At 64.3% G+C, this 20838-nt stretch carries 27 protein-coding genes and 2 pseudogenes; 19 read left to right on the top strand and 10 right to left on the bottom strand.

Annotated elements, in window-relative coordinates:
• Window positions 1-10 precede the first annotated feature (10 nt).
• Window positions 11-352, bottom strand: a complete 342-nt coding sequence (locus OVA13_RS07710; RefSeq protein ID WP_267793191.1) for a hypothetical protein — start codon at window positions 350-352, stop codon at window positions 11-13.
• A 73-nt stretch (window positions 353-425) separates the two neighbouring features.
• Entirely contained in the window at window positions 426-1202 is a 777-nt protein-coding gene (locus OVA13_RS07705) for a hypothetical protein (RefSeq protein ID WP_267793190.1), read from the bottom strand.
• Between the two features lie 197 nt (window positions 1203-1399).
• Between OVA13_RS07705 and OVA13_RS07700 the strand changes: the two genes are divergently transcribed.
• From OVA13_RS07700 to OVA13_RS07635, 14 genes and pseudogenes are all read left to right on the top strand, one after another.
• Window positions 1400-1711 carry a hypothetical protein gene (locus tag OVA13_RS07700; protein WP_267793189.1) on the top strand — a complete coding sequence of 104 codons (312 nt, stop codon included), beginning with the start codon at window positions 1400-1402 and terminating at the stop codon, window positions 1709-1711.
• Window positions 1712-1927: 216 nt separating this feature from the next.
• The gene (locus OVA13_RS07695; protein ID WP_267793188.1) at window positions 1928-2611 is read left to right on the top strand and encodes a class I SAM-dependent methyltransferase; all 684 of its coding nucleotides are present in this window, start codon (window positions 1928-1930) and stop codon (window positions 2609-2611) included.
• A gap of 180 nt (window positions 2612-2791) precedes the next feature.
• Window positions 2792-5806: a type I restriction endonuclease subunit R gene (locus OVA13_RS07690; protein WP_267793187.1), complete on the top strand. Its 3015-nt coding sequence runs from the start codon at window positions 2792-2794 to the stop codon at window positions 5804-5806.
• Entirely contained in the window at window positions 5806-7053 is a 1248-nt protein-coding gene (locus tag OVA13_RS07685; RefSeq protein ID WP_267793186.1) for a restriction endonuclease subunit S, read from the top strand. The genes OVA13_RS07690 and OVA13_RS07685 overlap by 1 nt, the downstream gene beginning before the upstream one ends.
• A gap of 3 nt (window positions 7054-7056) precedes the next feature.
• Complete coding sequence (locus OVA13_RS07680) at window positions 7057-8214, top strand: AAA family ATPase (RefSeq protein ID WP_267793185.1); 1158 nt, start codon at window positions 7057-7059, stop codon at window positions 8212-8214.
• A gap of 121 nt (window positions 8215-8335) precedes the next feature.
• Entirely contained in the window at window positions 8336-9979 is a 1644-nt protein-coding gene (locus tag OVA13_RS07675) for a type I restriction-modification system subunit M (RefSeq protein ID WP_267793184.1), read from the top strand.
• Window positions 9980-10439: 460 nt separating this feature from the next.
• Complete coding sequence (locus tag OVA13_RS07670; RefSeq protein WP_267793183.1) at window positions 10440-10922, top strand: hypothetical protein; 483 nt, start codon at window positions 10440-10442, stop codon at window positions 10920-10922.
• Between the two features lie 182 nt (window positions 10923-11104).
• Window positions 11105-11503 (top strand): annotated as a pseudogene (locus OVA13_RS07665) (PAS domain-containing protein); the annotation flags it as partial.
• Window positions 11504-11536: 33 nt separating this feature from the next.
• The gene (locus tag OVA13_RS07660; protein ID WP_267793480.1) at window positions 11537-12481 is read left to right on the top strand and encodes a sensor histidine kinase; all 945 of its coding nucleotides are present in this window, start codon (window positions 11537-11539) and stop codon (window positions 12479-12481) included.
• Window positions 12478-12846, top strand: coding sequence for a response regulator (locus OVA13_RS07655; RefSeq protein WP_267793182.1), 369 nt, complete (start codon window positions 12478-12480; stop codon window positions 12844-12846). The genes OVA13_RS07660 and OVA13_RS07655 overlap by 4 nt, the downstream gene beginning before the upstream one ends.
• Before the next feature lie 198 nt (window positions 12847-13044).
• Window positions 13045-13269, top strand: a complete 225-nt coding sequence (locus OVA13_RS07650) for a hypothetical protein (protein ID WP_267793181.1) — start codon at window positions 13045-13047, stop codon at window positions 13267-13269.
• The gene (locus tag OVA13_RS07645) at window positions 13266-13463 is read left to right on the top strand and encodes a hypothetical protein (protein ID WP_267793180.1); all 198 of its coding nucleotides are present in this window, start codon (window positions 13266-13268) and stop codon (window positions 13461-13463) included. The genes OVA13_RS07650 and OVA13_RS07645 overlap by 4 nt, the downstream gene beginning before the upstream one ends.
• A 31-nt stretch (window positions 13464-13494) precedes the next feature.
• The gene (locus OVA13_RS07640; RefSeq protein WP_267793179.1) at window positions 13495-13779 is read left to right on the top strand and encodes a hypothetical protein; all 285 of its coding nucleotides are present in this window, start codon (window positions 13495-13497) and stop codon (window positions 13777-13779) included.
• 85 nt (window positions 13780-13864) lie between these two features.
• Entirely contained in the window at window positions 13865-15046 is a 1182-nt protein-coding gene (locus tag OVA13_RS07635) for a sensor histidine kinase (RefSeq protein ID WP_267793178.1), read from the top strand.
• Between the two features lie 8 nt (window positions 15047-15054).
• Here OVA13_RS07635 and OVA13_RS07630 read toward each other — a convergent pair.
• The 3 genes and pseudogenes from OVA13_RS07630 to OVA13_RS07620 all read right to left on the bottom strand — a co-directional run bounded on the left by OVA13_RS07630 (window position 15055) and on the right by OVA13_RS07620 (window position 16375).
• Window positions 15055-15484, bottom strand: a pseudogene (locus OVA13_RS07630) (type II toxin-antitoxin system death-on-curing family toxin).
• A 135-nt stretch (window positions 15485-15619) separates the two neighbouring features.
• A complete protein-coding gene (locus tag OVA13_RS07625; protein WP_267793176.1) occupies window positions 15620-15841 on the bottom strand; it encodes an AbrB/MazE/SpoVT family DNA-binding domain-containing protein in 222 nt (73 codons plus the stop codon).
• Between the two features lie 168 nt (window positions 15842-16009).
• The gene (locus OVA13_RS07620) at window positions 16010-16375 is read right to left on the bottom strand and encodes a glycine zipper 2TM domain-containing protein (RefSeq protein ID WP_267793175.1); all 366 of its coding nucleotides are present in this window, start codon (window positions 16373-16375) and stop codon (window positions 16010-16012) included.
• Between OVA13_RS07620 and OVA13_RS07615 the strand changes: the two genes are divergently transcribed.
• From OVA13_RS07615 to OVA13_RS07605, 3 genes are all read left to right on the top strand, one after another.
• Entirely contained in the window at window positions 16368-16514 is a 147-nt protein-coding gene (locus tag OVA13_RS07615) for a hypothetical protein (RefSeq protein WP_267793174.1), read from the top strand. The genes OVA13_RS07620 and OVA13_RS07615 overlap by 8 nt on opposite strands.
• 85 nt (window positions 16515-16599) lie before the next feature.
• On the top strand, window positions 16600-17091 hold the full coding sequence (locus OVA13_RS07610; RefSeq protein ID WP_267793173.1) for a pyridoxamine 5'-phosphate oxidase family protein: 492 nt from the start codon (window positions 16600-16602) through the stop codon (window positions 17089-17091).
• Window positions 17092-17240: 149 nt separating this feature from the next.
• Window positions 17241-17540: a hypothetical protein gene (locus OVA13_RS07605; protein WP_267793172.1), complete on the top strand. Its 300-nt coding sequence runs from the start codon at window positions 17241-17243 to the stop codon at window positions 17538-17540.
• Window positions 17541-17549: 9 nt separating this feature from the next.
• Here OVA13_RS07605 and OVA13_RS07600 read toward each other — a convergent pair whose 3' ends face one another.
• The 4 genes from OVA13_RS07600 to OVA13_RS07585 all read right to left on the bottom strand — a co-directional run bounded on the left by OVA13_RS07600 (window position 17550) and on the right by OVA13_RS07585 (window position 19463).
• Window positions 17550-17942 carry a hypothetical protein gene (locus OVA13_RS07600; protein ID WP_267793171.1) on the bottom strand — a complete coding sequence of 131 codons (393 nt, stop codon included), beginning with the start codon at window positions 17940-17942 and terminating at the stop codon, window positions 17550-17552.
• Window positions 17943-18332: 390 nt separating this feature from the next.
• Window positions 18333-18524: a hypothetical protein gene (locus OVA13_RS07595; RefSeq protein ID WP_267793170.1), complete on the bottom strand. Its 192-nt coding sequence runs from the start codon at window positions 18522-18524 to the stop codon at window positions 18333-18335.
• 7 nt (window positions 18525-18531) lie between these two features.
• Window positions 18532-18975 (bottom strand): 3-dehydroquinate dehydratase, encoded by a 444-nt coding sequence (locus tag OVA13_RS07590; RefSeq protein ID WP_267793169.1) that lies wholly within the window; start codon window positions 18973-18975, stop codon window positions 18532-18534.
• Window positions 18976-18992: 17 nt separating this feature from the next.
• Entirely contained in the window at window positions 18993-19463 is a 471-nt protein-coding gene (locus OVA13_RS07585; protein ID WP_267793168.1) for a hypothetical protein, read from the bottom strand.
• 336 nt (window positions 19464-19799) lie between these two features.
• Between OVA13_RS07585 and OVA13_RS07580 the strand changes: the two genes are divergently transcribed.
• Together OVA13_RS07580 and OVA13_RS07575 are read left to right on the top strand one after the other, a co-directional pair.
• Entirely contained in the window at window positions 19800-19934 is a 135-nt protein-coding gene (locus tag OVA13_RS07580; protein ID WP_267793167.1) for a hypothetical protein, read from the top strand.
• Between the two features lie 48 nt (window positions 19935-19982).
• Window positions 19983-20327 (top strand): hypothetical protein, encoded by a 345-nt coding sequence (locus tag OVA13_RS07575; protein ID WP_267793166.1) that lies wholly within the window; start codon window positions 19983-19985, stop codon window positions 20325-20327.
• 52 nt (window positions 20328-20379) lie between these two features.
• On the opposite strand, the gene OVA13_RS07570 is transcribed toward OVA13_RS07575, so the two are convergent.
• Window positions 20380-20838 carry a hemerythrin domain-containing protein gene (locus tag OVA13_RS07570; protein WP_267793165.1) on the bottom strand — a complete coding sequence of 153 codons (459 nt, stop codon included), beginning with the start codon at window positions 20836-20838 and terminating at the stop codon, window positions 20380-20382.

Raw genomic sequence — 20838 nt, 5'->3', positions numbered from 1 at the left:
TCATGAGCTGTTAGATGCCATTGCCTCTGATCTCTGGCAGTCGCTTCCCAGCGAAACCCAGACAATGCCAGGCGATGCCCGCTACAAACAGCTGCAACACGCCCAGAGCCTTGAGCCATAGCAAGTTGTGCTGTTGCGATGACGAAAAGTAGATGATCACCCCATGCAGGTTATAAGCATGGATGTGCCCGCTCGATTCTTGTGGAACACGAGGGTTGCTGATGACGTAACTTTCGAGGACATGAGGCTCGATGTAGAACAGAACAAAAATCCCGGATACGACGGCGAGAGTGAAGATGCTCCAGACAGCGGCACGCCTTAATCCCGAATTATTGTTGTTGGGGTCAGTCATTTGAGTTCCCCGGTTCATCAGACACTAGAGCGCTGACCGTGCTCATCCTGCATAACGCGTCCCCCAACCCCCCTCACGCATCCAGCACATAGCGGCCCTGCGCCGGGTCCCAGCGCAGGTAGACGCGCTCGGCGTGGGGCAGGGGCTCTTCGTCGGCGGGGTCGCAGTCGCCGTTGCACAGACCCACCATGGTGTCGGCCTGGCACTCCCACTCGCCCGGCTTGGCGCTCGGCAACTGGCGGCAGGATGTCTTGCTGGCGTCGAACAGCTTGGCGCGGATCAGCAACGACTGCCCGGTGGCCGTCATCGTGGCGGGCATGCCGCCCGCCTTTTCGAGCCGCGCGTACTGGTCGAAGAGGGCGCGGCGTACTTCCGCGGCGGAGGGTTCCTCGGCGGGCACCGGCTCACCCGTGCCGGGGGTGGTCTCGGCCGCGACCACGATAGGGGTTGGGGCCGAGGCGGAATCCGTCGTCGCGAAACTCCGGCCGCCCAGCTGCTGCTGGATCGCCGACGCCCACTGCATCTCGAACCCGGGCGGCCCCTTGACCAGCAGCCAGCCTTCCGCGCTGCGGCCTTCGAACGTCAACCCGTAACGCGCGACCAGCGCGAGCGCTTCGTCGTCCTTGCCGTGTTCCGGCTGCACCACGACGCGGCCGGGCAGGTCCAGGCCGGGCGGGTCCAGCGTGGCCTCCCGTTGGTACGGGGTGCCTTCGACGACCAGCGTCGTGCCGTCGTAGTCGACGTAGGCGTTGCCTTCCGGTCCGCTACCGCCGCACCCGGCCAGCAGCGCAAGCCACAGCAACCCGCCCACTGCCCGCACGACACGGACGTTCCGCGTGATGGAGTGCATCGATCGATTTCCCCTCGGGCATCGTGGTGATGCCTTCCCCGGCGATAGCCTGCCACGCGGCACGGGGGGCGTGGCAAGACCCTCCGGCCAGGCGCCGGCGCGGGTTCCGGCACACGGCTTGCATCACTCCAGCTAACCCGGTGCGCTGATCGCCCGGGCATGTCCGGCCCCCACGGCCGCCTGCTGGAGTGTCATCGATGTCCCACCATCCATCCCGTTCGGCCGTGGTCACCGGCCCCTGGCAACCTGCCGCCGCCACGGCCGCCCCGCGCACGCCCGAGCGGCGCAAGCCCGCGCCCGACCCGGACGCCCTGCGTGCCGGGCTGACGCCGCCGCAGGCGGTCACGCTGGAAGCGCTGGAAATCTTCCAGTGGCGCCTGGTCTTCGTGCGTCGCCCGTTGTTCAAGGCGCCCGTCCCGGTGCTGTTCGACCGCGACAACACCCGCCACGTGGTGATCGAAGAAGACGGCACCCTCAACGAACACCCCACGCTCGTCCTGCGCGGCTGACCCGCGCCGGCGACCTGCCTGCATGGCGGTCGATCGCCCGCGCCGCCATCCCCTCGCCACGTGAACGGCCTTCCCACCGCACTAGCGTAGGATGACTCTGGCTTTACGCTGTTTCGTGCGTTTCGCCCGGCCGTTCCTGCGTCGCCGCTGCGCTCCCTTCCTGCGTTCGTCCGCCCGCTGCCGGGCCGCGACGTGCGCGACTCTCTTGGAGCGCCCATGCCGGGCTATACCACCCGCATGCTCACCGTCCGCCTGGGCGGCCGCAATTACCGTATCCGCGCGCTCAGCGACCTGCAGCAGTTCGCCGATCCCACCGGCCACGCGCAACGCGCGGGCATTTCGTCGTCGCTGTGGAGCCTGTTCGGCCAGGTGTGGCCCTCGGGCCGGGTGCTGGCCGAGGCCATGAGCAGTTTCGACGTGCAGGGCAAGCGCATCCTGGAACTGGGCTGCGGCCTGGGCCTGTCCAGCCTGGTGCTGGCCGACCGGGGTGCAAATGTGGTCGCCAGCGACCATCACCCGCTGGCCGAGCCGTTCCTGGCCTACAACGCGGGCTTGAACGATCTGCCGGCGGTGACCTACCGCGACCTGCCGTGGGCGGTGCCGGACGACACGCTGGGCAAGTTCGACCTGATCATCGGCAGCGACATCCTGTACGAACGCGACCACGCCACGCAGATCGCCGCCATGATGCAGCGCCACGCGCAGCCCGCCGCGGAACTGCTGATCACCGACCCCGGCCGCGGCAACAGCGGCCCCTTCACCCGCGCCATGGCGCTGCAGGGCTACGAAGTCACCGAGCAGCGCAGCCGCTTCGACGAGAAAGACACCGAACCGTTCCGTGGGCGGTTGTTGAGTTATCGGCGGGGGATGGGGAAGGGTGGGGAGGTTGTGGCGGGGTAGGTGGTTGTCGAGCATTTAAGGTTGACGCAGGCGGCCGAGGAAGCGTTCTCTACCATTTCTGGCTGTGCTGCGGGCCAGCCCCATTTTCAGGTCGTTTCCCGCCCAGCCACCCGCTAGACTTACCCCCGTCGCGCCGCGGTGCGTCGCGTTCTATTTACGGCGAAGGATCTGGGGGCTCTCGTGCAGGTTAGGGAAAGCAACATCGAGCAGGAGCTCATTGCCAAGCTGGGCGATCTCAAGTACGAGATCCGTCCGGATCTGCGCGACCGCGCCGCGCTTGAGCGGAATTTCCGCCAGCATTTCGAGGCGTTGAACAAGGTCAAGCTCACGGATGGTGAGTTCTCGCGTCTGCTGGGCGAGATCGTCACCGCGGACGTCTTCACCGCTGCGCATACGCTCAGAAACCGCAACGCATTCACGCGTGATGACGGTACGCCGCTGAACTACACGCTGGTCAACATCAATGACTGGTGTAAGAACACATTCGAGGTCGCCAACCAGTTTCGGATCAACACGGACTACAGCTACCACCAGTACGATGTGCTGCTGTTGATCAATGGTGTCCCCGCGGTGCAGATCGAGCTTAAGACGCTGGGCATCAATCCGCGCCGCGCCATCCAGCAGATCGTCGAATACAAGAACGACCCTGGCAATGGCTACACCCGTACGCTGTTGTGCTTCATCCAGCTATTCATCGTCAGCAACCGCGACGCGACGTATTACTTCGCCAACAACAACGCGCGCCATTTCGCCTTCAATGCGGATGAGCGCTTCCTCCCCATCTACCAGTACGCCGCGCCGGACAACAGCAAGATCAGTGGCCTGGATGCCTTCGCCGACGCTTTCCTGCCCAAGTGCACGCTGGGCCAGATGATCAGCAAGTACATGGTGCTGGTGGCCAGCGAGCAGAAGCTGTTGATGATGCGGCCGTACCAGATCTACGCGGTCAAGAACATCGTCGAGTGCATCGACAAGAACCTGGGCAATGGCTATGTCTGGCACACCACCGGCAGCGGCAAGACACTGACCAGCTTCAAGGCGTCGACCTTGCTAAAGGCCAATCCGGCCATCGAGAAGTGCCTGTTCGTGGTCGATCGCAAGGATCTGGATCGCCAGACCCGCGAGGAGTTCAACCGGTTTCAGGAAGGGTGCGTAGAGGAGAACACCAACACCGGCACGCTAGTGCGGCGCATGCTCTCCGACGCTGCCGCCGACAAGGTGATCGTCTGCACCATCCAGAAGCTGGGCCTGGCGCTGGATGGCGGCAGCACGCGTAACCAGAGCCGCGAGAAGCGCGGCCTGGCCACGCATGCCGAGCAGTTGGAAGCGCTGTGCGACAAGCGCATGGTCTTCATTTTCGACGAATGCCACCGCTCGCAGTTCGGCGACAACCACCAGGCCATCAGGGACTTCTTCCCCAAGGCCCAGTTGTTCGGGTTCACCGGGACGCCGATTTTCGAGCCGAACTCCAGGTACAAGCGCATCGAGGGCGACGAGCAGACGCTCAAGACCACCGAAGACCTGTTCCAGCAGTCCCTGCACGAATACACCATCACCCACGCCATCGAGGATCGGAACGTCCTGCGCTTCCACGTCGAGTACTACAAGCCCGACGGGAAGCAGGCGCCCAAGCCCGGCGAGACGCTGGCCAAGCGCGCCGTGGTCGATGCCATCCTGGCCAAGCACGATGCCGCCACCGGAGGGCGCCGCTTCAACGCCATCTTGGCGACGTCGTCTATCAACGATGCCATCGAGTACTACGAGTTGTTCAAGACTGCACAAGCCCATAAGCAGCAGGCCGAGCCGGGCTGGCAGTCACTCAACATCGCTGCGGTGTTCTCGCCGCCCAGCGACGTGAGTGCCGATGTTCGACAGTTGCAGGAAGACCTGCCGCAGGAGCAGGCCGACAACAAGAAGAATCCTGAAGAAAAGAAGGCGGCGCTGTCGGCGATCATTGCCGACTACAACGCGGCGTTCGGCAGCAACCACCGGATCGAAGAGTTTGACGGTTACTACCAAGACGTGCAGCAGCGCATCAAGGGCCAGCAGTTCCCCAATGCGGATCTGCCGAAGAAGGGCAGGGAGAAGCTGGACATTGTGATCGTGGTGGACATGCTGCTCACCGGCTTCGACAGCAAGTATCTCAATACGCTGTACGTGGACAAGAACCTGAAGCACCATGGCCTGATCCAGGCGTTCAGCCGCACCAACCGCGTACTCAACGACACCAAGCCTTACGGCAATATCCTCGATTTCAGGGGACAGAAGGACAGCGTGGATGCGGCTATCGCGCTGTTCTCTGGGGTCACCGTGGAGAAGGCCCGCACCATCTGGCTGGTGGACACCGCGCCGGTAGTGATCGAGAAGCTGAAGGAGGCGCGCGACCAGTTGGATCGCTTCATGGCCTCGCAGGGTGTAAGCGGCACGCCGGACGATATCGCGAACCTCAAGGGCGACGCCGCCCGCGCCGGCTTCGTCGAGCGCTTCAAGCAGGTTCAGAAGCTGGCCGTGCAGCTGGGTCAGTACACCGATCTCACGCTTGAGCAGGCACAGGAGATCGAGCAGGTGTTGCCGCGCGACGAGTTGAATGCGTTCCGGGGTGCATATCTGGAAACGGCGCAGCGCCTGCGTGCGCAGCAGGCGACGCCGAGCGGCAGGAAGGACGAAGTGGTCGACCAGCTCGATTTTGAGTTCGTGCTGTTTGCTTCTGCCACGATCGACTACGACTACATCATGAAGCTTGCGGCGGACATTTCGTTGCAGCCGGCCGGGAAGGCCAGCATGAGTCGCGAGCAGTTGATCGGCCTGATCGCCGGCGACGCCAAGTTCATCGACGAGCGCGAGGAAATCAGTGAGTACGTGCGCGGCCTCAAGGCCGGTGCCGGCCTGGATGAGGCTGCCATTCGCGCCGGATACGAGGCCTTCAAACAGGACAAGGCCGCCCGGGCGCTGGCTGTCGTGGCGGACACTTACGGCCTCCCGGTTGCCCGCATGCAGGCCTTCGTGGAAGCCGTGCTGGCACGCCGCATTCTCGATGGCGAGGCGTTGACTGAACTACTGGCGCCGCTGGAGCTGGGCTGGAAGGCGCGGGCACAGAAGGAGGAGACGCTGATGGGTGAGCTGATTCCGTTGCTGCGCAAGCGGGCGGGCGGGCGGGAGATCGCCGGGCTGAAGGCGTGGGAGGAGGAGCGGTGATGGCGAAGCAGCGCAAAGCAATGGTAAAGCCAAAGTTGCGATTTCCGGAGTTCAAGACAAGGTCGGGCTGGAAAAGTGAGGCGCTTGGGGACGTATCCACACCTGTGACCGAGCGAGTGGGGGAAAGGAATCTCACCCCTGTAAGTATTTCCGCTGGAGTTGGATTTATCCCTCAGGCTGAAAAATTTGGACGGGACATTTCCGGAAATCAATACAAAGTCTACACGCTGGTTCGCGATGGCGACTTTGTCTACAACAAGGGGAACTCTCTCAAGTTTCCTCAAGGGTGTGTTTATCAGCTTCGCGGATTAGGCGAAGTTGCCGCCCCGAATGTGTTCATTGCTTTCCGACTTGGAAAAGATCAAGTAGGAGAGTTCTTTCAGTTTGCATTTGAGAGGAACATCCACGGCGTTCAACTGAAGAATCACATCACTAGCGGCGCTAGAAGTAATGGATTGCTCAATGTCAGCAGAGAGCAATTTTTTGACGTCAGAATTCCATCGCCTTTGCGAGACGAACAGCAGAAGATCGCCGACTGCCTAGCGTCGCTTGACGAGGTGATTGTCACGCAGGGGCGCAAGATTGAAGCGCTGAAGGCGCACAAGAATGGGCTGATGCAGCAGCTTTTCCCCCGCGAAGACGAAGCGCGCCCCCGGCTCCGTTTCCCCGAATTTCGAAATGTTGGTGAGTGGCTGGTTGAGCCCGCCGCGAAGTTTTTCTTGAATCGTAAGGAGAAGGGCGAGCCGGGGCTGCCGATTTATTCAGTAACCATGAATGACGGAATGATTCCTCGCGCGTCTTTCGATCGCGACTTCTATGATATTGAGGATCCGAGTGGAAATAAGAAAGTGCATGCGGGGGATATCGTCTATAACACGATGCGGATGTGGCAAGGCGCTCAAGGCGTTGCGCTCGAAGATTGTATGGTGAGCCCTGCGTACGTCGTACTTACGCCTCGGACGGGGGTTTTCTCCAAGTTCTTTTTTTACTTGTTCAAGCTCCGACAGACGTTAGAGCTGCTGACTGCGTACTCTCGTGGTCTTACAGAAGACCGACTTCGTCTGTACTTTGAGGATTTTTCGCGAGTGCCCCTGCGAGTGCCAGGCCCTGAAGAACAAAAGCGCATTGCGGACTGCCTCTCCTCCCTAGATGCTCAGATTGCCGCCGAATTGAGTCGGCTCGCCGTCCTCAGGATCCACAAGAATGGGCTCTTGCAGCAACTTTTTCCGGCGATGAAAGGGCGTTGAGTCATGTCCTTTCCTGATCTTCCATCACTCGCGCAACACCTCCGCAACGAGCTGGAGATAAAGCGTTTCGTTCTGCTCTACGCTTACAACGGTGTGGGTAAGACTCGCCTTTCAGGTGCTTTCCGAGATCTTGGTCGGGTCCTCAATGAGTATGGCGAAACAACGCAGAGGGATACGCTGTATTTCAATGCTTACACTGAAGATCTGTTTTCGTGGGATAACGATCTCGCCTACGAGCGGAAGCGCGTGCTGGAGCTAAACTCGGAATCTAGATTTTTCTCGGGGCTGCGAGCTCTGGAAATGGAGGTCAAGATTGGAAGGCTACTTCAGCGTTACGCCAACTTTAATTTCTACATCGACTACGAGCGGCGCGAGCCACAGGATTCTTCTGGCGAGCCAGGACAGTCGCTGCCGCCTGCGGTGACGTTCTTCCGTGAGCGCGAAGAGAACGGTGATCCGATACCCATCAAGGTATCTCGCGGCGAAGAGAATATTTTCATCTGGTGCTTCTTCCTGGCTATCGTCGAACTGGCCATGGATCCTGAGATTGAGGCCTATCGTTGGGTGAAGTACGTCTATATCGATGACCCAATTTCATCGCTCGATGAACAGAATGCCATTTCCGTGGCAAATCACTTGGCGCAGCTAGTGACGAGCGTTGAGAATGGTCCGCGCATCGTCGTTTCTACGCATCACGTACTTTTCTTTAACGTGCTGTGTAATGAGCTGAGGAATAAGGCTAGCCGACATTTTCTGCGGAATGGCGCGGTGAGCGACAGCTTCGAGCTTCTGGATACGACGTCAAGGCCGTTTCTTCACCACCTCGCGACCCTCGTAGAGCTGTATGAAGCGCAGGAATCGGGCGCGTTGTATACGCACCACTTCAACATGCTGCGACGTGTTATGGAGCAAACCGCCAACTTCTTAGGGCTCGATGACTGGAAGACCTGTGTCAAGGTGGTCGGCGACGACCCTGGTCGAACGTTATATACGCGAATGATTGATCTCATGAGTCATGGCGACTACTCGGTCTACGAGCCGCGAGAAATGATGGCGGAGAACAAGGCGCACTTCCGCGCCATTCTTCGACAATTTCTTGCCGGCCATCCGTTTAATCCTGAGTTGTTTGCGCCAGCGCCTGCTATGGCCGGCGAGGCATGAACAACCTGTGCTATTGCGCTAACGAAAGAGTCGGGATTGATTCCGAAATGCGGCGGGCATTTGAAATCCGCCGGTGTCGCAGGATGCCCCTTGACAATACGACGAAAGATTCTTTGAAGACATGAACGACAAAGATCAGAAACAACTCGGCAAGACCCTTTGGGCGATCGCCGATCAGCTGCGTGGCGCGATGAACGCCGACGACTTTCGCGATTACATGCTGTCCTTCCTGTTCCTTCGCTATCTTTCGTGGAACTATGAGGAAGCCGCGAAGAAGGAGCTGGGCGCCGACTATCCGGATCCGGTCGCCATCGGTAACGGTGGGAGGACGCCACTGTCTGTATGGTATGCGGACAATGCGGCGGACGTGCCGGCGTTCGAGCAGCAGATGCGACGCAAAGCGCATTACGTCATTAAGCCAGAATACCTTTGGGGCCATGTCGTCCACTTAGCCAAGACCCAAAACGACGAGCTGCTGAACACCTTGCAGCGGGGCTTCAAGTACATCGAGGAGGAGTCGTTCCAGAGCCAGTTCCAAGGCTTGTTCTCTGAGATCAACCTGGCTTCGGACAAGCTGGGGCGCAAATACGCCGATCGCAACACCAAGTTATGCGCCATCATCAGTAAGATCGCCGAGGGTATTGCAGAGTTCTCGACTGATGTCGATGCGCTTGGTGATGCTTACGAATACCTGATAGGCCAGTTCGCTGCCGGATCGGGTAAGAAGGCGGGTGAGTTCTATACCCCGCAGCAGATTTCCAACATCCTCTCCGCCATAGTCACCCTAGACAGCCAAGAGCCGAAAGCCGGTCTGCGCAGCAAGCTGGACAGCGTCTTCGATTTCGCCTGCGGCTCTGGCTCGCTGCTGCTCAACGTGCGCCACCGCATGAAGGACGCCGGCGGCAGCATCGGCCGGATCTACGGCATGGAGAAGAACATCACCACCTACAACCTGGCGCGCATGAACATGCTGCTGCACGGGGTGAAGGACACCGAGTTCGAGATCTATCACGGCGACACCCTGACCAACGACTGGGACTTCCTGCGCGAGACGAATCCGGCGAAGAAGCCGCAGTTCGATGCCATCGTCGCCAACCCGCCTTTCAGCTACCGCTGGGAGCCGGGCGAGGCCATGGCCGAGGACATGCGCTTCAAGAACCACGGTGTCGCCCCCAAGAGCGCCGCCGACTTCGCCTTCCTGCTGCACGGCCTGCACTACCTGAAGGACGACGGCGTGATGGCCATCATCCTGCCGCACGGCGTGCTGTTTCGTGGGGGCAAGGAAGCGGACATCCGTACCAAGCTGCTCACCGACGGCCACATCGACACCGTGATCGGCCTGCCGCCCAATCTGTTCTATTCCACCGGCATCCCGGTCTGCATCCTGGTGCTGAAGAAGTGCAAGAAGCCGGACGACGTGCTGTTCATCAACGCCGCCGATCATTTCACCAAGGGCAAGCGGCAGAACCAGCTGGGTGACGATCACATCCAGTGCATCGTCGAGACGTACCGCGACCGCGCCGAGCACGAGCGTTACTCGCGCCGCGTCTCGATGAAGGAGATCGCCGACAACGACTTCAATCTCAATATCTCGCGCTATGTCAGCACGGCAGAGGCGGAGAGCGAGATTGATTTGGTGAAGACGCATCACGATCTGGTGGCGATCGAGAAGGAACTTCGAGCGGCGACGGCCAAGCACAATGCGTTCCTCAAGGAGTTGGGGCTGTCGTTGCTGCCGGTGGGGGGCGTCGAACTGGAAGAGTAGGGGGCAGATATGGGGCGGTAGCCGACTGCTACGCTGGAGGGCGTCTTTTTCACTCCGACGCTCTGTGTTGTTCTCTTTCCCGCGTCTCTTCTCACACTAAGGTCCAACGTTGGACCTTTTAGGTCCTCTCTCCTCACACTAAGGTCCAACGTTCCACCTTTTCGGGTCTCTCTTCTCTCACTAAGGTCCAACGTTGGATCTATTTGGTCCTCTCTTCTCTCATTCAGGCCCAACGTTCCACCTTTTTCGATCTCTCTTCTCACACTAAGGTCCAACGTTGCCCCTTTTTGGTCCAACGCTGGACCTTTTTCGGTGTCGCGCCACTCTTTTTTGCCCAATCGCCCTGTGGAGTGTGAGAACTACTCCATTAGCGGGGTTGCGCGTCGCAATGCGGGCGGGCGGCATTAGGCTGCCCATGCCGGCCGGACCCGGCCGGTACAACCTGAAAGGACGCAACCACATGACACAGAACCGCATTGCCATGACGTTCGAAGCCGACCGCCTGGAGCGCATCGACGGCTCCCTGACCGCCCTCGAAGCCGACCTCGACCTGCTGATCGCCCTCACCGTCGACGAACGCTCCGACCTGGTGAAGATGGGCACCAAGTCCCGCGCCTTCTGCGCCACCGCCTTGGCCGTCGCCCAGCAGCACGCCGGCCTGATGCCGCGCGACTTCGACTTCGACGCCTTCCGCCAGGACCACTTCGCCCTGGAAGCCCTGCGCCCGCGCGCCGCACGGTTGGCGCACCTCATGCAGCGCGTGTCCGATACCGAACTCGCCCTCGGCAGCGACCTGATGGCCGCCTCGCTGGAGGTTTACGGCGTCATCCGCGTGGCCGGCAAGGACAAGGGCGTGGACGACGCCCGCCGCGAACTGGCCGCCCGCTTCGTGCGGCGTTCCACCGCATCGGCGCCTGGCGGCAGCGGCGCTGGCAACGGCTGACCGGCTGGATTCCGTAGAACAAGAAGGCCCCGCACCGCGGGGCCTTTTTCATGCGCGCTATCTGAACAGCAGCCGTGCGGGCCGCCGCCTCCGTGCCAAGTTTCACGGGTAGCGCACGCCGACGAGCGGTAGTGTGAGGCATCGCCATCACCCCAGACACGCTTCCCATGGACAGCTCCCTGATGGCAGGCGGCGCGCACGCCCCCGCGGAGCAGCGCGTTCGCCTGTACGAAACCCTGCTGCAGACCACGCCCGACCTGGTCTACATGTGGGACCTGCAACATCGCTTCACCTACGCCAACGCGGCCCTGCTGGCCATGTGGGGCAAGACCTGGGACGAGGCCATCGGCAAGAACTGCCTGGAGCTGGGCTACGAACCGTGGCACGCCGCCATGCACGACCGCGAGATCGACCAGGTCATCGCCACCCGCCAGCCCGTGCGCGGCGACGTGCCGTTCAACGGCACCAACGGCCGCCGCATCTACGACTACCTGCTGACGCCCGTCATCGGCCCCAGCGGCGAGGTGGAAGCCGTCGCAGGCACCACCCGCGACGTCACCGAGCGCAAGCTGCACGAAGAAGCCCGCCGGCGCAGCGAAGAGCGCCTGGCCGCCATGGTCGACGCCACCTCCGACCTGGTCTACCGCACCAACCACGACTGGAGCGAAGTCGACGTGGTCGGCGGCAACCTGCTGTTCGGGCGTCCCGGTTCGCTGACGCCCGACTGGCTGGACGTGCTGGTCCACCCCGACGACCGCGACCAGGTGCGCGATGCCATCGCCCGTGCACGCGCCACCCAGACCCCCTTCAGCGCCGAACACCGCCTGCGCAGCGAAGACGGCAGCTGGGTGTGGGTGTCCTCGCGCGCCGTGCCCATCCGCCCCATCGGCGGCGACGTGACCGAATGGTTCGGCGCCGCCACCGACATCACCGCGCGCCGGCAGCACGAAGAACACCAGCGCCTGCTGCTCAACGAACTGAACCACCGCGTCAAGAACACCCTGGCCATCGTGCAGTCGCTCGCCCTGCAGACGCTGCGCGGCACCGACGACATGGGCCTGGCCTGCGACCGTTTCGAAGCGCGCCTGCACGCGCTGGCGCAGGCACACGACGTGCTCACCCGCCAGCAATGGGAACACGCCACGCTGCAGGACATCGTGCGCACCGCCATCGCCCCGTGCCTGGTCGACGACCCGGAGCGCTTCGACATCGAAGGCCCGGACATGCAGCTGGACCCGCAACGTGCGCTGGCGCTGTCGATGGCGCTGCACGAGCTGTGCAGCAATGCCACCAAGTACGGCGCGCTGTCGGCGCGGCCCGGACGCGTGCGTATCCGCTGGCGTGCCGAGGTCGTGCAGGGCCGTCGCAGCCTGGTGCTGTCGTGGGAGGAAGTAGGTGGCCCACCGGTCACCGCCCCCGCGCACCGCGGTTTCGGCTCGCGCCTGATCGAGCGCGGCCTGCGCCATGACCTGGGCGGCGAAGTGGCACTCGACTTCGGCACCGCCGGCGTGACCTGCCGGATCACCGCCCCCTTGCCCAACCTGGAAGTGGCCGCATGACAACGACCGACCACACACCGCGTGTCCTCATCGTGGAAGACGAATCCATGCTGGTGATGTTGCTGGAAGACCTGCTGCCCACGCTGGGTTACGAAGTGGCCGGCAGCGCCGGCTCGGTCGAGCAGGCCTTGGCCGCGCTCGACGAAGCACCGATCGACCTGGCCGTGGTGGACGTGAATCTGGCGGGTACGCCGTCGTTCCCCGTGGCCGATGCACTGCGCGAGCGCGGGGTGCCGTTCCTGTTCACCACCGGCTATGGGCACGAGGGGCTGCCAGAACGCTTCGTCGACGCGCCCGTGCTGGCCAAACCGTTCCGCCGCCACGACATGGAAAGCGTGCTGACGCGCCTGCGTCCACCCGCTTAACCGACACTGGCGATACACGGGCCCCGCGCCGTGCAAGCGCGCGCTTCGTTACGTCAGCGTGTGCATGCAATCAATGCGTTCAGCGCGCAGTCGTATTGCGGCCGCATCGTGACCGCCGGCTGAAAACCGCCACGCCACGCTCACGCGCCATCCATGTTGCGACCTCCACGCTGGACCCACGCAAGCGAGGAGCCCGCCATGGATCGCAAGACCCGGGACGCCACAGGTGTGTCGCCCAATCCCATCGAAAAGGAGCGTCGCCCCGACGGTGTCGTCGTGCCCGGCGAATCGCCCGGCAAGCGCACCAACGACGAACGCAATGATCCCGACGCCGAACCTGGCGCGCGGGAAGGGCAGCCAAGCCGCCATTCGCCGCAGACGGGCGCGCCTACGAAGAGCACGCTGATGAAGGACATGCCATGACGACGCCTCTCGACAAACCGCTTCGCCGCGAAGTGATGCTGGGCGAACAGGCTTACACGCTGACCATCGACCCCACCGGCCTGAAGCTGGTGGAGAAGGGTCGCCGCAACGGGGTGGACGTGCGCTGGGCCGATCTGGTGTCCGGTGACGCCGCCCTGGCCGCCGCCTTGCAGGCGTCGACCGCAGACCGATAGCCGCGCCGTGCTGGCGCTCAGGAGTTACCACGTGACCCACGCAACCCGCATCGCCGCACACGGCACGCCCCGACCGACCGAGCCGGGTACGCCGACACCGCCCGGCCAGCCCACGCCGCCCGGCACGCCTTCCCAACCCGGCAGGCACAGCCCGCCGGGTGTGCCGAGCGATCCGTATCGGCCGGAAGACCCGGGCAGGCCGCCGATGCCGCGCGATCCCGGCGATCCCGACGACGTGCCGGTGGGCCCGGACGCGCGAGCCGAGACACCGGCCCACATCGATGATCGGCGCGATCCGCGCAGCATCGCCAACTGAGTGCGCCGGATTGCACCGGAACAAGGGGACAAACATAAACGACGACATCACGCAGAACATGCAGAAGGAACGCCAAGGAGTGCCCATGCGACTTGCCGATTTCATTGAAGCCCATCCGCAACGGATCCTCGACGACGCCGTCGAGTTCGCCATCACGCAGGCGCCGGAAGGTGCGCAACTGAACCACAAGCGTCTGCGCAACGACATTCCCCTCATCCTGCGCGAAATCGTCGCCGACCTGCGCACGCCGCAGACGCCGGCACAGCAGCACGCGAAGGCGCAGGGGCGCGCACCGTCGTCCAGCGTTTCGGAATCGGCGGCGACCAGCCATGGCCGCAGCCGCGCCGACGACGGTTTCGGCGTCAACCAGATGATTGCCGAGTACCGCGCGCTGCGCGCATCGGTGCTGCGGCTGTGGGCGGTGGACGAGGCGCTGGGCGACGGGGCCATCGACGACATCATCCGCTTCAACGAAGCCATCGACCAGGCCGTGGCCGAATCGCTGGTGGAGTTCTCGCGCACGGTGGAGTCGTGGCGGAATGTCTTCCTCGGCGCACTGGGGCATGACCTGCGCGGCCCGCTGACGGCCGTGGTGGGCACGGCGGAGTTCCTGGTGGACAACGCCAAGGGCACGCCGCATGCGCGGCAGGCCGAACGCATCCTGAGCGGCGGCCTGCAGCTTAGCCGGCTGGTCGACGGCCTGCTGGATTACAGCAAGAGCGCGCTGGGCGCCGGCATGACGCTGCACCGCGCGCCCTGCGACCTGGGCGCGGCCATTGCCGAGGAAGTCGACCTGCTGCGTACCACGCTGCGCACTTCGCCCATCACGCTGCACCTGGCCTCCGACGCGTGTGGCGAGTTCGACGACGCCCGCCTGCGCGAAGCCGTGCACAACCTGGTGACGAATGCGGCAAAGTACGGCGACGCGGGCGGTGAAATCCGCGTCAGCGTGGAGGCCGATGAAGAACGCGCCTGCATCGCGGTAAGCAACGCGGGCGATCCGCTGTCCACCGAGGCACTGAACGCGCTGTTCGATCCGCTGCGCCGCGGCTCGCGGGCGGCCAACCAGGGCGAGCACACCAGCCTGGGCCTGGGCTTGTTCATCGTGCGCGAGATCGCCACCGCGCATGGCGGCGAGGTGACGGCCCGCGTGGAAGGCGGCCGCACGATCTTCGTCATCACGCTGCCGCGGGAAACGGCAGTGGCCGCGGACGCGGCGATGCCGGCACGGCTGCGGCAGGCGATGGGCGAGGAAACAGACGCCTGAGGCGACCCTCAGCGCGCGTACGTCGCCCGCTTCTCCTGCACCTTGCCCTTGCGTGTCATCACGATGCGGGGGCGCAGCCAGTCGGCGAAGTCGGCTTCGCCGAGCGAGCCTTCGGACAGGCCGATCATCATCGCGTACTTCTCTTCATCGCTTGCCACCACATCACCGCCATTGAGCCGGAGGAAGACCCGGTAACAGACGTGCGCCGTGCGCTTGTTGCCATCCACGAACGGGTGATTCCGCGCCAGCGCGTGGGCCAGGCTCTGGCGGCGAGTTCGGCCAGATCGGGCGGCGGATCGCCGTAGGCGTGCCGCTGCGGGGGCGGGCGAGCGCGGCTTCCAGCAAACCGGCATCGCGCAGACCGTTGCCGCCCCCGTGCTCGGCCAGCTGCCGGTCATGGATGGCCATGGCCAGCGTCGTACTGAGCCACACGATCATGCCGCGACGCATTGCGCCAAGCGCGCGAGTAGCGCGCGCCGCCGGCGCATCACGCGTTCGGCGATGGCGATCTGGCGTGCCAGCGCTCGCGGCGTGGGGCGGGACCCGGAGGATGTCTGCGTCATCGCCGTGCCCTCACTGCGCCAGCTTGTGCAGCACCTGGCGATCCTCGCGCATCACCTGTTCCGCCACCTCCATCTGCTCGGCCAGCGCCGGGTCGTACACGGTCAGGCGGATGCCGTCGGGCGTTTCCAGCGCGTGCAGCTCATCGCCTTTTTCCAGGCGCAGGCGGGCCAGCAGTTCCCTGGGCAGGATGACGCCGGCCGAGTTGCCGATGGTGGTGATCTTGAGCTTCATGTGTGCGGTCCGGTGTTATAACGGGCGCTATACGCCCGTTGCCGGCGCGCCGCAACGGCGTGGCCGCGTGACACGCTGCGCCCGGTGTGCGGTGGTGCAGAGACACAAACAAAAACGCCTGCGGCGTTACGGCCGCAGGCGTTCGCCTTGCACGTGTGGGAGACAGGCTTACGGGTACACCCGTTCGCAACGGCGCTCCACCACACGGTCACCCTTGTTCTCCTGGCTGTCGCCCTGCACCTTGCGGCCGACCGCACCGCCGGCCACGGCACCGCCCACGGTGGCGACCTTCTTGCCGCTGCCGCTTCCCACCTGGTTGCCCAGCAGGCCGCCGACCACCGCGCCGATGGCGGTCCCGGCCACGCGGTTGGGGTCCTTGCTGTTCTTCTGCACTTCGACGTTCTTGCAGACCACCTTGCTGCCGTCGTTGAAACGGCGACCCTCGTCTTCCGGGCCGTAGGTCTGGGCGCTGGCCACGCCGATGATCGACAGCAGGCCGAGCGAAAGCGCGATACGCGAAACCTTCATGACCATCTCCTTGCAACGGGAATACGCGGCAAGCGTGCGCGCGGTGATGGCAAGCGCAGGTGAAAGCGCAGCAGTGCGTTTACCCGCCAGTCTGGTTGGCGCACGGCCGCGTGACGACCGCGCGACAAAGCTGACGGCGCGCTGAGCCGTCACGGCGAATACGCCCCCGATTTACAACCCCGTGACGGCGCCGCGCTTACGGTCGGGGCATTCCCCACGGAGTTGGCCACATGCATACCCCCGAAGAACTGGAAAAGAAGCTCTGGAAGGCCCTCAAGTCCGACCGCACCCTGATGATCGGCCTGGAAGGCGCGGAAGACGGCCACACCCGTCCCATGACCGCACTGACCGAACACGAAGGCCGCGGCCCGATGTGGATCTTCACCGCCACCGACAACCTGCTGGCGCAGAGCACCGCGTCGCCGCAGCGCGCGGTGGCCACCTTCACCTCGATGGGCCATGACCTGTTCGCCAGCCTGCAGGGTTCGCTGGTGCGCGACGACAACCGCGCGGTGATCGACCGCCTGTGGAACCCCTTCGTCGCGGCCTGGTACGAAGGCGGCAAGGACGACCCGAAGCTCGCGCTGCTGCGCTTCGATGCCGAGCATGCCGAGATCTGGTTGAACGAGCAGAGCCTGCTGGCCGGCGTGAAGATGCTCTTGGGCGTGGACCCCAAGGAGGATTACCAGGACAAGGTGGCCGAAGTGAACCTGCGCGGCTGAGGCGCAGCGGCTTCCAATCCAAACCCTGCCTGACTCGCGATGCGCAGCAGCTGGCCGCTGCGCATCGCGTCGTGCGTGAAGGAAAACACAGCCGGCGCGAAGGACAGGGGCGACGCACGGCACTTTCCCATGCCAGACGTCATGCCCCTATGCTGCTTTATTCCGAATACCCGGCGCGCCATGCGCTGGACAGCCTTGAAACCGCCGATGCACGGCTCACCGGCCACCTGGAAGCGTTGACCGTCTGGGTCGCCGCGCTGGTGCAGACCCACCCCGATGGCGAACGCCTGCGTGCGGTGGCGCAGACGTTGTCGGCGCGCAATCCCTTCCGTGCGTTGTGCCAGCACGCCGAAGAAGTGGCCGCGTACGAGGCCACCTACTGCCAGTTGAAGTCGCTGTGCCCGCGCCCGGCGCTGCCGCTGCGCGCGCCGCTGCCGCCCAACGTGTAGGGGATGCGATCAGCGTGCCGGCGTACCGGCGATGCCGCGTTCGATGATGGTGGCGATTTCCGCCAAGCTGACACCGAAGGCACCGGCCTGCTGCGCATCGAAGGCCTGCTTCCATTGCGCATGGCCTTCGCGGAAACGGGCGTCCGCCCCCGGCGTGCCTTCCAGCGCGGTGACGCTGGTGTCCAGTGTGTGGCGGGTGACCGGCACGTGCGGCAGCGTGTCCAGCAGGCCGCCGGGCGACGCCGGCTGGTGGATGCGCAGGCCGTCGATGCTCACGTGATACACAAGCCCGCCCAGCGGATGGGTGTCGATCTGCTGGATCAGCAGCGTGGGGGTTTCGTCCGCGGTGCGGCCGGCGCAGCGCCAGGTCTGGCCGACGGCATAGAGCGTGGGAGAGGTCATGGGCAGGTCCGGCAGGGCGGGAACGGATCCGCATGATGCCGCCGGGCCGCGGTGGCGACCTTGCCGATCCTGCCGTCTGGCGGACTGCAGGCGACTGCTTGCATCGGGGAAGAAGGCACCGCGCCAGCGATCCGCGGAGGTTGACGCAACTATCAGCCAAGCTGGACGAAGCTGAGGCTTCGCACGACGGTGCCTTTGTGGTCGTCCGTGGCTTTGGACTGGATCCGGACAACGCCGCAGGGCGGCTCCGACCACGCCTGCAGTGTTGCGCGGCGGATGAGAAGAGCGCGTCAACGCCACGCGCCGTACGCGCTGAAACTGCCGACGACATCACATGATGGCGTGAACGGGTGCTGTCTTGCCACGAATCGCGCGCCGCATGCGCGGTACTCACAGGCGACACACGCTGCGCAGCCGGATGGCGGCGCGCGGCACGCCCTGCCGGTCGGCGGCCTGCTGGCGCAGGCGTGCGATGACTTCGTCGGCATCGTCGTGTGCGGCGCACGTCAGCACGGCCTGGCCCCACGCCACCGCATGGCCGTCCTCGTACGCTTCGTAGTCGGCGAAGTACGCGCGCGGCATGGCCGCGTCAGGTGCCCACGTGCACATCGCATTCGCACTCCGCCGCGCCCAGGTGGTCGAGCGCGATGTTCAGCGCCAGCGTGTAGCCGTGCAGGCCGTAACCGTTGACCACGGCCAGGCAGCGCCCGCCGCGCGTGGGCAGGGTGGGTTCGGGCGGGTGGCTGACGTCGTCGTGGACTTCGATGTAGGGATGGTCCAGGCCCTGCAGCGCGCGTTGCAGCAGCGGACTGTCCACCTGCGTGCCGGGGTCGAGCAGGGTGGCTTCCACGTGCCACTGGTTGGCCATCGACAGGGCATGCAGCATCTCGCGCGTGCTGCCGCAGCGGCGCACGGCCAGCGTCTTGCCGGCACACGCGGCGCGTCGCACCAGCCCTTGCACCAGATGGGCGGGAAGGGGACGGTTGGCGTCGTCGGCGTGTGGTTCCGGCCCGCGGATGATCAGGATGGACATGGGCGTGCGTGGCGCGTTCATGCGGGCACGCGCGCGGGGTGCAGCGGCGCAGGCGAGGCCAGGCGACGCAGGGCGATGGACAGCGCCAGCGCATAGGCGCGTTCCAGCTGGTGACGCAGCACGACGGTCACCAGCGGTGCGTGGCGCGGATGCAGGCGGGGTTCCAGCAGGTGCGCGGCGTCGTCCTGCACTTCGATGTACGGCATGGGCAGCGCTTCAATTGCCTGCCGCAGGGCAGTGCCGCGAAAGGCGGGATCGTCCGTGGCCAGATCGCCCGCATCCAGCAGCACCACCTGTACCTGTGCGCGCTGTACCTGTGCGCGTTGCAAGCGCTGCAGGCAGCCGGTGAGGCTGCGCGCGGTGCGGACGCGGCGCCACGCCAGCGGAACGCCGGCCGCGGTTGCCGCGGCATGCAAGGGGCGCGTGAAAGCGTTGCCCACGCGCGCGTTGGCGCCGCCGTGGGAACCCTGGATGACGAGAATGGACATGGTGTCGGCAGAGGCGCACCGGAGTGCAGTGCGGCCATGGTGGCGGCGCATCGCATAAAGAATCCATGCGCATCAAGGTGTTGCGCGTAAACGGCGCGTCATTTCGTTGCGCGGTGCCCTTCCGCATGCGGACGCCTTCCACGCCCCCTTTTAACAGGGATGGGCGCATACTGGCCCTTGACTACCGGCAAGGCAGGGCGATGGCGCATCACGTGAATTGGCTGATCCTGCGGGTGGGCCACCAGCAGAGCATTGGCCCGGATGCACTCCGTGCGCTGTGGGCAAGCGCCTGCCAGTCGCTGGATGTCAGCGTGGCGCGCCAGAAGCGTTTCCTGGATGGCATCCAGACCACCACCTATTCCCCTGAGTGCGCCCCCCACGCTGCGCGATCCGCGCGAAGTCGAACTTCGCATGCGGCGCCTGCTGGACGATGCGCACTATCTGTTCACGCTGAGCAACGTGCACCACTAGGTGCGTGCGTCGCCCGCGGCCATTGCGTCACCCCGTCAGGAGAAACCGTTGAACTATGATGTCGCCATAGGCAAATGCATTGCGATTTCCGGCACGTCCATCGATGTGCACGTGGACAGTTCCATCATCAGCCGCTTCATGCCCGACCGCCCCTGGCGCCGCGCCGGCCTCAGCGTGCTGCGCATTCCGTCGCGCGTGGTCAGCGCCAAGCGTCCGCCGGCCGTCGGCGATGAAGTCTTCCTGGACCACCACGCGCTCGCCAAGGGCGGCAATGCGCAGCTGGACCTGGAAGGCGACGGCCAGTTCGCCCAGGTCGACCTGAAGGCCATCGTGCAGGACATGGACCCCGCGTCCAGCGCACCGGCCGCCACCAAGTCCAAGCCCTGGCGTTGAGGCATCCCACGACCGGCGCGCCACGATGCGCGCCGGTTGCCGTATTGCCGCGTCATGCGGCATGCAGCTTCTCCAGCATGCGTGCGTAGTCGCGGCGGTACTGCCGGGCCAGCTGCGCCTTTTTCGTGGCACTGAGGATCCTGCCGGAGACCTGGAAGAACTTCTTTTCTTCCTCTCGCAGATGGTGGTGCACTTTCTCCGACAACGCGCGCGCCTTCTTCAGCCAGGCCGCGCGGCGCGGATCCAGCGACTGCAGGTCTTCGACCAGTTCGTCGATCTGGTGGTGCTCGTGCAGTGCATGGCGCGACGAGTTCAGCCCCATGTCGTCCATCAGGATGGGCACGTAAAGGAAGCGTTCCTCCGCCGCCGCATGCGCGGCCAGCACGATCCTCAGTTCACTGAACAACGCGATGCGCGCGGCCGTGCCGGGGCTGGAGCGCAGCATCCGCCGGCACAGCGAACGCTGCAGGTCGTGGCTTTCGCGCAGGGCGTCGTAGATCGTTTCGGACAT

Source organism: Pseudoxanthomonas sp. SL93, assembly GCF_026625825.1.
Lineage (GTDB): Bacteria > Pseudomonadota > Gammaproteobacteria > Xanthomonadales > Xanthomonadaceae > Pseudoxanthomonas_A.
Note: the sequence above shows the minus strand (reverse complement) of the source record. Positions and strands in the feature narration are given on the sequence as shown.

What these genes read in the sequence shown, in the direction of transcription:
- OVA13_RS07710 (WP_267793191.1), bottom strand. Translation starts at nt 352, where the DNA reads ATGACTGACCCCAACAACAATAATTCGGGATTAAGGCGTGCCGCTGTC.
- OVA13_RS07705 (WP_267793190.1), bottom strand. Translation starts at nt 1,202, where the DNA reads ATGCACTCCATCACGCGGAACGTCCGTGTCGTGCGGGCAGTGGGCGGG.
- OVA13_RS07700 (WP_267793189.1), top strand. Translation starts at nt 1,400, where the DNA reads ATGTCCCACCATCCATCCCGTTCGGCCGTGGTCACCGGCCCCTGGCAA.
- OVA13_RS07695 (WP_267793188.1), top strand. Translation starts at nt 1,928, where the DNA reads ATGCCGGGCTATACCACCCGCATGCTCACCGTCCGCCTGGGCGGCCGC.
- OVA13_RS07685 (WP_267793186.1), top strand. Translation starts at nt 5,806, where the DNA reads ATGGCGAAGCAGCGCAAAGCAATGGTAAAGCCAAAGTTGCGATTTCCG.
- OVA13_RS07680 (WP_267793185.1), top strand. Translation starts at nt 7,057, where the DNA reads ATGTCCTTTCCTGATCTTCCATCACTCGCGCAACACCTCCGCAACGAG.
- OVA13_RS07675 (WP_267793184.1), top strand. Translation starts at nt 8,336, where the DNA reads ATGAACGACAAAGATCAGAAACAACTCGGCAAGACCCTTTGGGCGATC.
- OVA13_RS07670 (WP_267793183.1), top strand. Translation starts at nt 10,440, where the DNA reads ATGACACAGAACCGCATTGCCATGACGTTCGAAGCCGACCGCCTGGAG.
- OVA13_RS07660 (WP_267793480.1), top strand. Translation starts at nt 11,537, where the DNA reads ATGGTCGACGCCACCTCCGACCTGGTCTACCGCACCAACCACGACTGG.
- OVA13_RS07655 (WP_267793182.1), top strand. Translation starts at nt 12,478, where the DNA reads ATGACAACGACCGACCACACACCGCGTGTCCTCATCGTGGAAGACGAA.
- OVA13_RS07650 (WP_267793181.1), top strand. Translation starts at nt 13,045, where the DNA reads ATGGATCGCAAGACCCGGGACGCCACAGGTGTGTCGCCCAATCCCATC.
- OVA13_RS07645 (WP_267793180.1), top strand. Translation starts at nt 13,266, where the DNA reads ATGACGACGCCTCTCGACAAACCGCTTCGCCGCGAAGTGATGCTGGGC.
- OVA13_RS07635 (WP_267793178.1), top strand. Translation starts at nt 13,865, where the DNA reads ATGCGACTTGCCGATTTCATTGAAGCCCATCCGCAACGGATCCTCGAC.
- OVA13_RS07625 (WP_267793176.1), bottom strand. Translation starts at nt 15,841, where the DNA reads ATGAAGCTCAAGATCACCACCATCGGCAACTCGGCCGGCGTCATCCTG.
- OVA13_RS07615 (WP_267793174.1), top strand. Translation starts at nt 16,368, where the DNA reads ATGACCATCTCCTTGCAACGGGAATACGCGGCAAGCGTGCGCGCGGTG.
- OVA13_RS07620 (WP_267793175.1), bottom strand. Translation starts at nt 16,375, where the DNA reads ATGGTCATGAAGGTTTCGCGTATCGCGCTTTCGCTCGGCCTGCTGTCG.
- OVA13_RS07610 (WP_267793173.1), top strand. Translation starts at nt 16,600, where the DNA reads ATGCATACCCCCGAAGAACTGGAAAAGAAGCTCTGGAAGGCCCTCAAG.
- OVA13_RS07605 (WP_267793172.1), top strand. Translation starts at nt 17,241, where the DNA reads ATGCTGCTTTATTCCGAATACCCGGCGCGCCATGCGCTGGACAGCCTT.
- OVA13_RS07600 (WP_267793171.1), bottom strand. Translation starts at nt 17,942, where the DNA reads ATGACCTCTCCCACGCTCTATGCCGTCGGCCAGACCTGGCGCTGCGCC.
- OVA13_RS07595 (WP_267793170.1), bottom strand. Translation starts at nt 18,524, where the DNA reads ATGCCGCGCGCGTACTTCGCCGACTACGAAGCGTACGAGGACGGCCAT.
- OVA13_RS07590 (WP_267793169.1), bottom strand. Translation starts at nt 18,975, where the DNA reads ATGTCCATCCTGATCATCCGCGGGCCGGAACCACACGCCGACGACGCC.
- OVA13_RS07585 (WP_267793168.1), bottom strand. Translation starts at nt 19,463, where the DNA reads ATGTCCATTCTCGTCATCCAGGGTTCCCACGGCGGCGCCAACGCGCGC.
- OVA13_RS07580 (WP_267793167.1), top strand. Translation starts at nt 19,800, where the DNA reads ATGGCATCCAGACCACCACCTATTCCCCTGAGTGCGCCCCCCACGCTG.
- OVA13_RS07570 (WP_267793165.1), bottom strand. Translation starts at nt 20,838, where the DNA reads ATGTCCGAAACGATCTACGACGCCCTGCGCGAAAGCCACGACCTGCAG.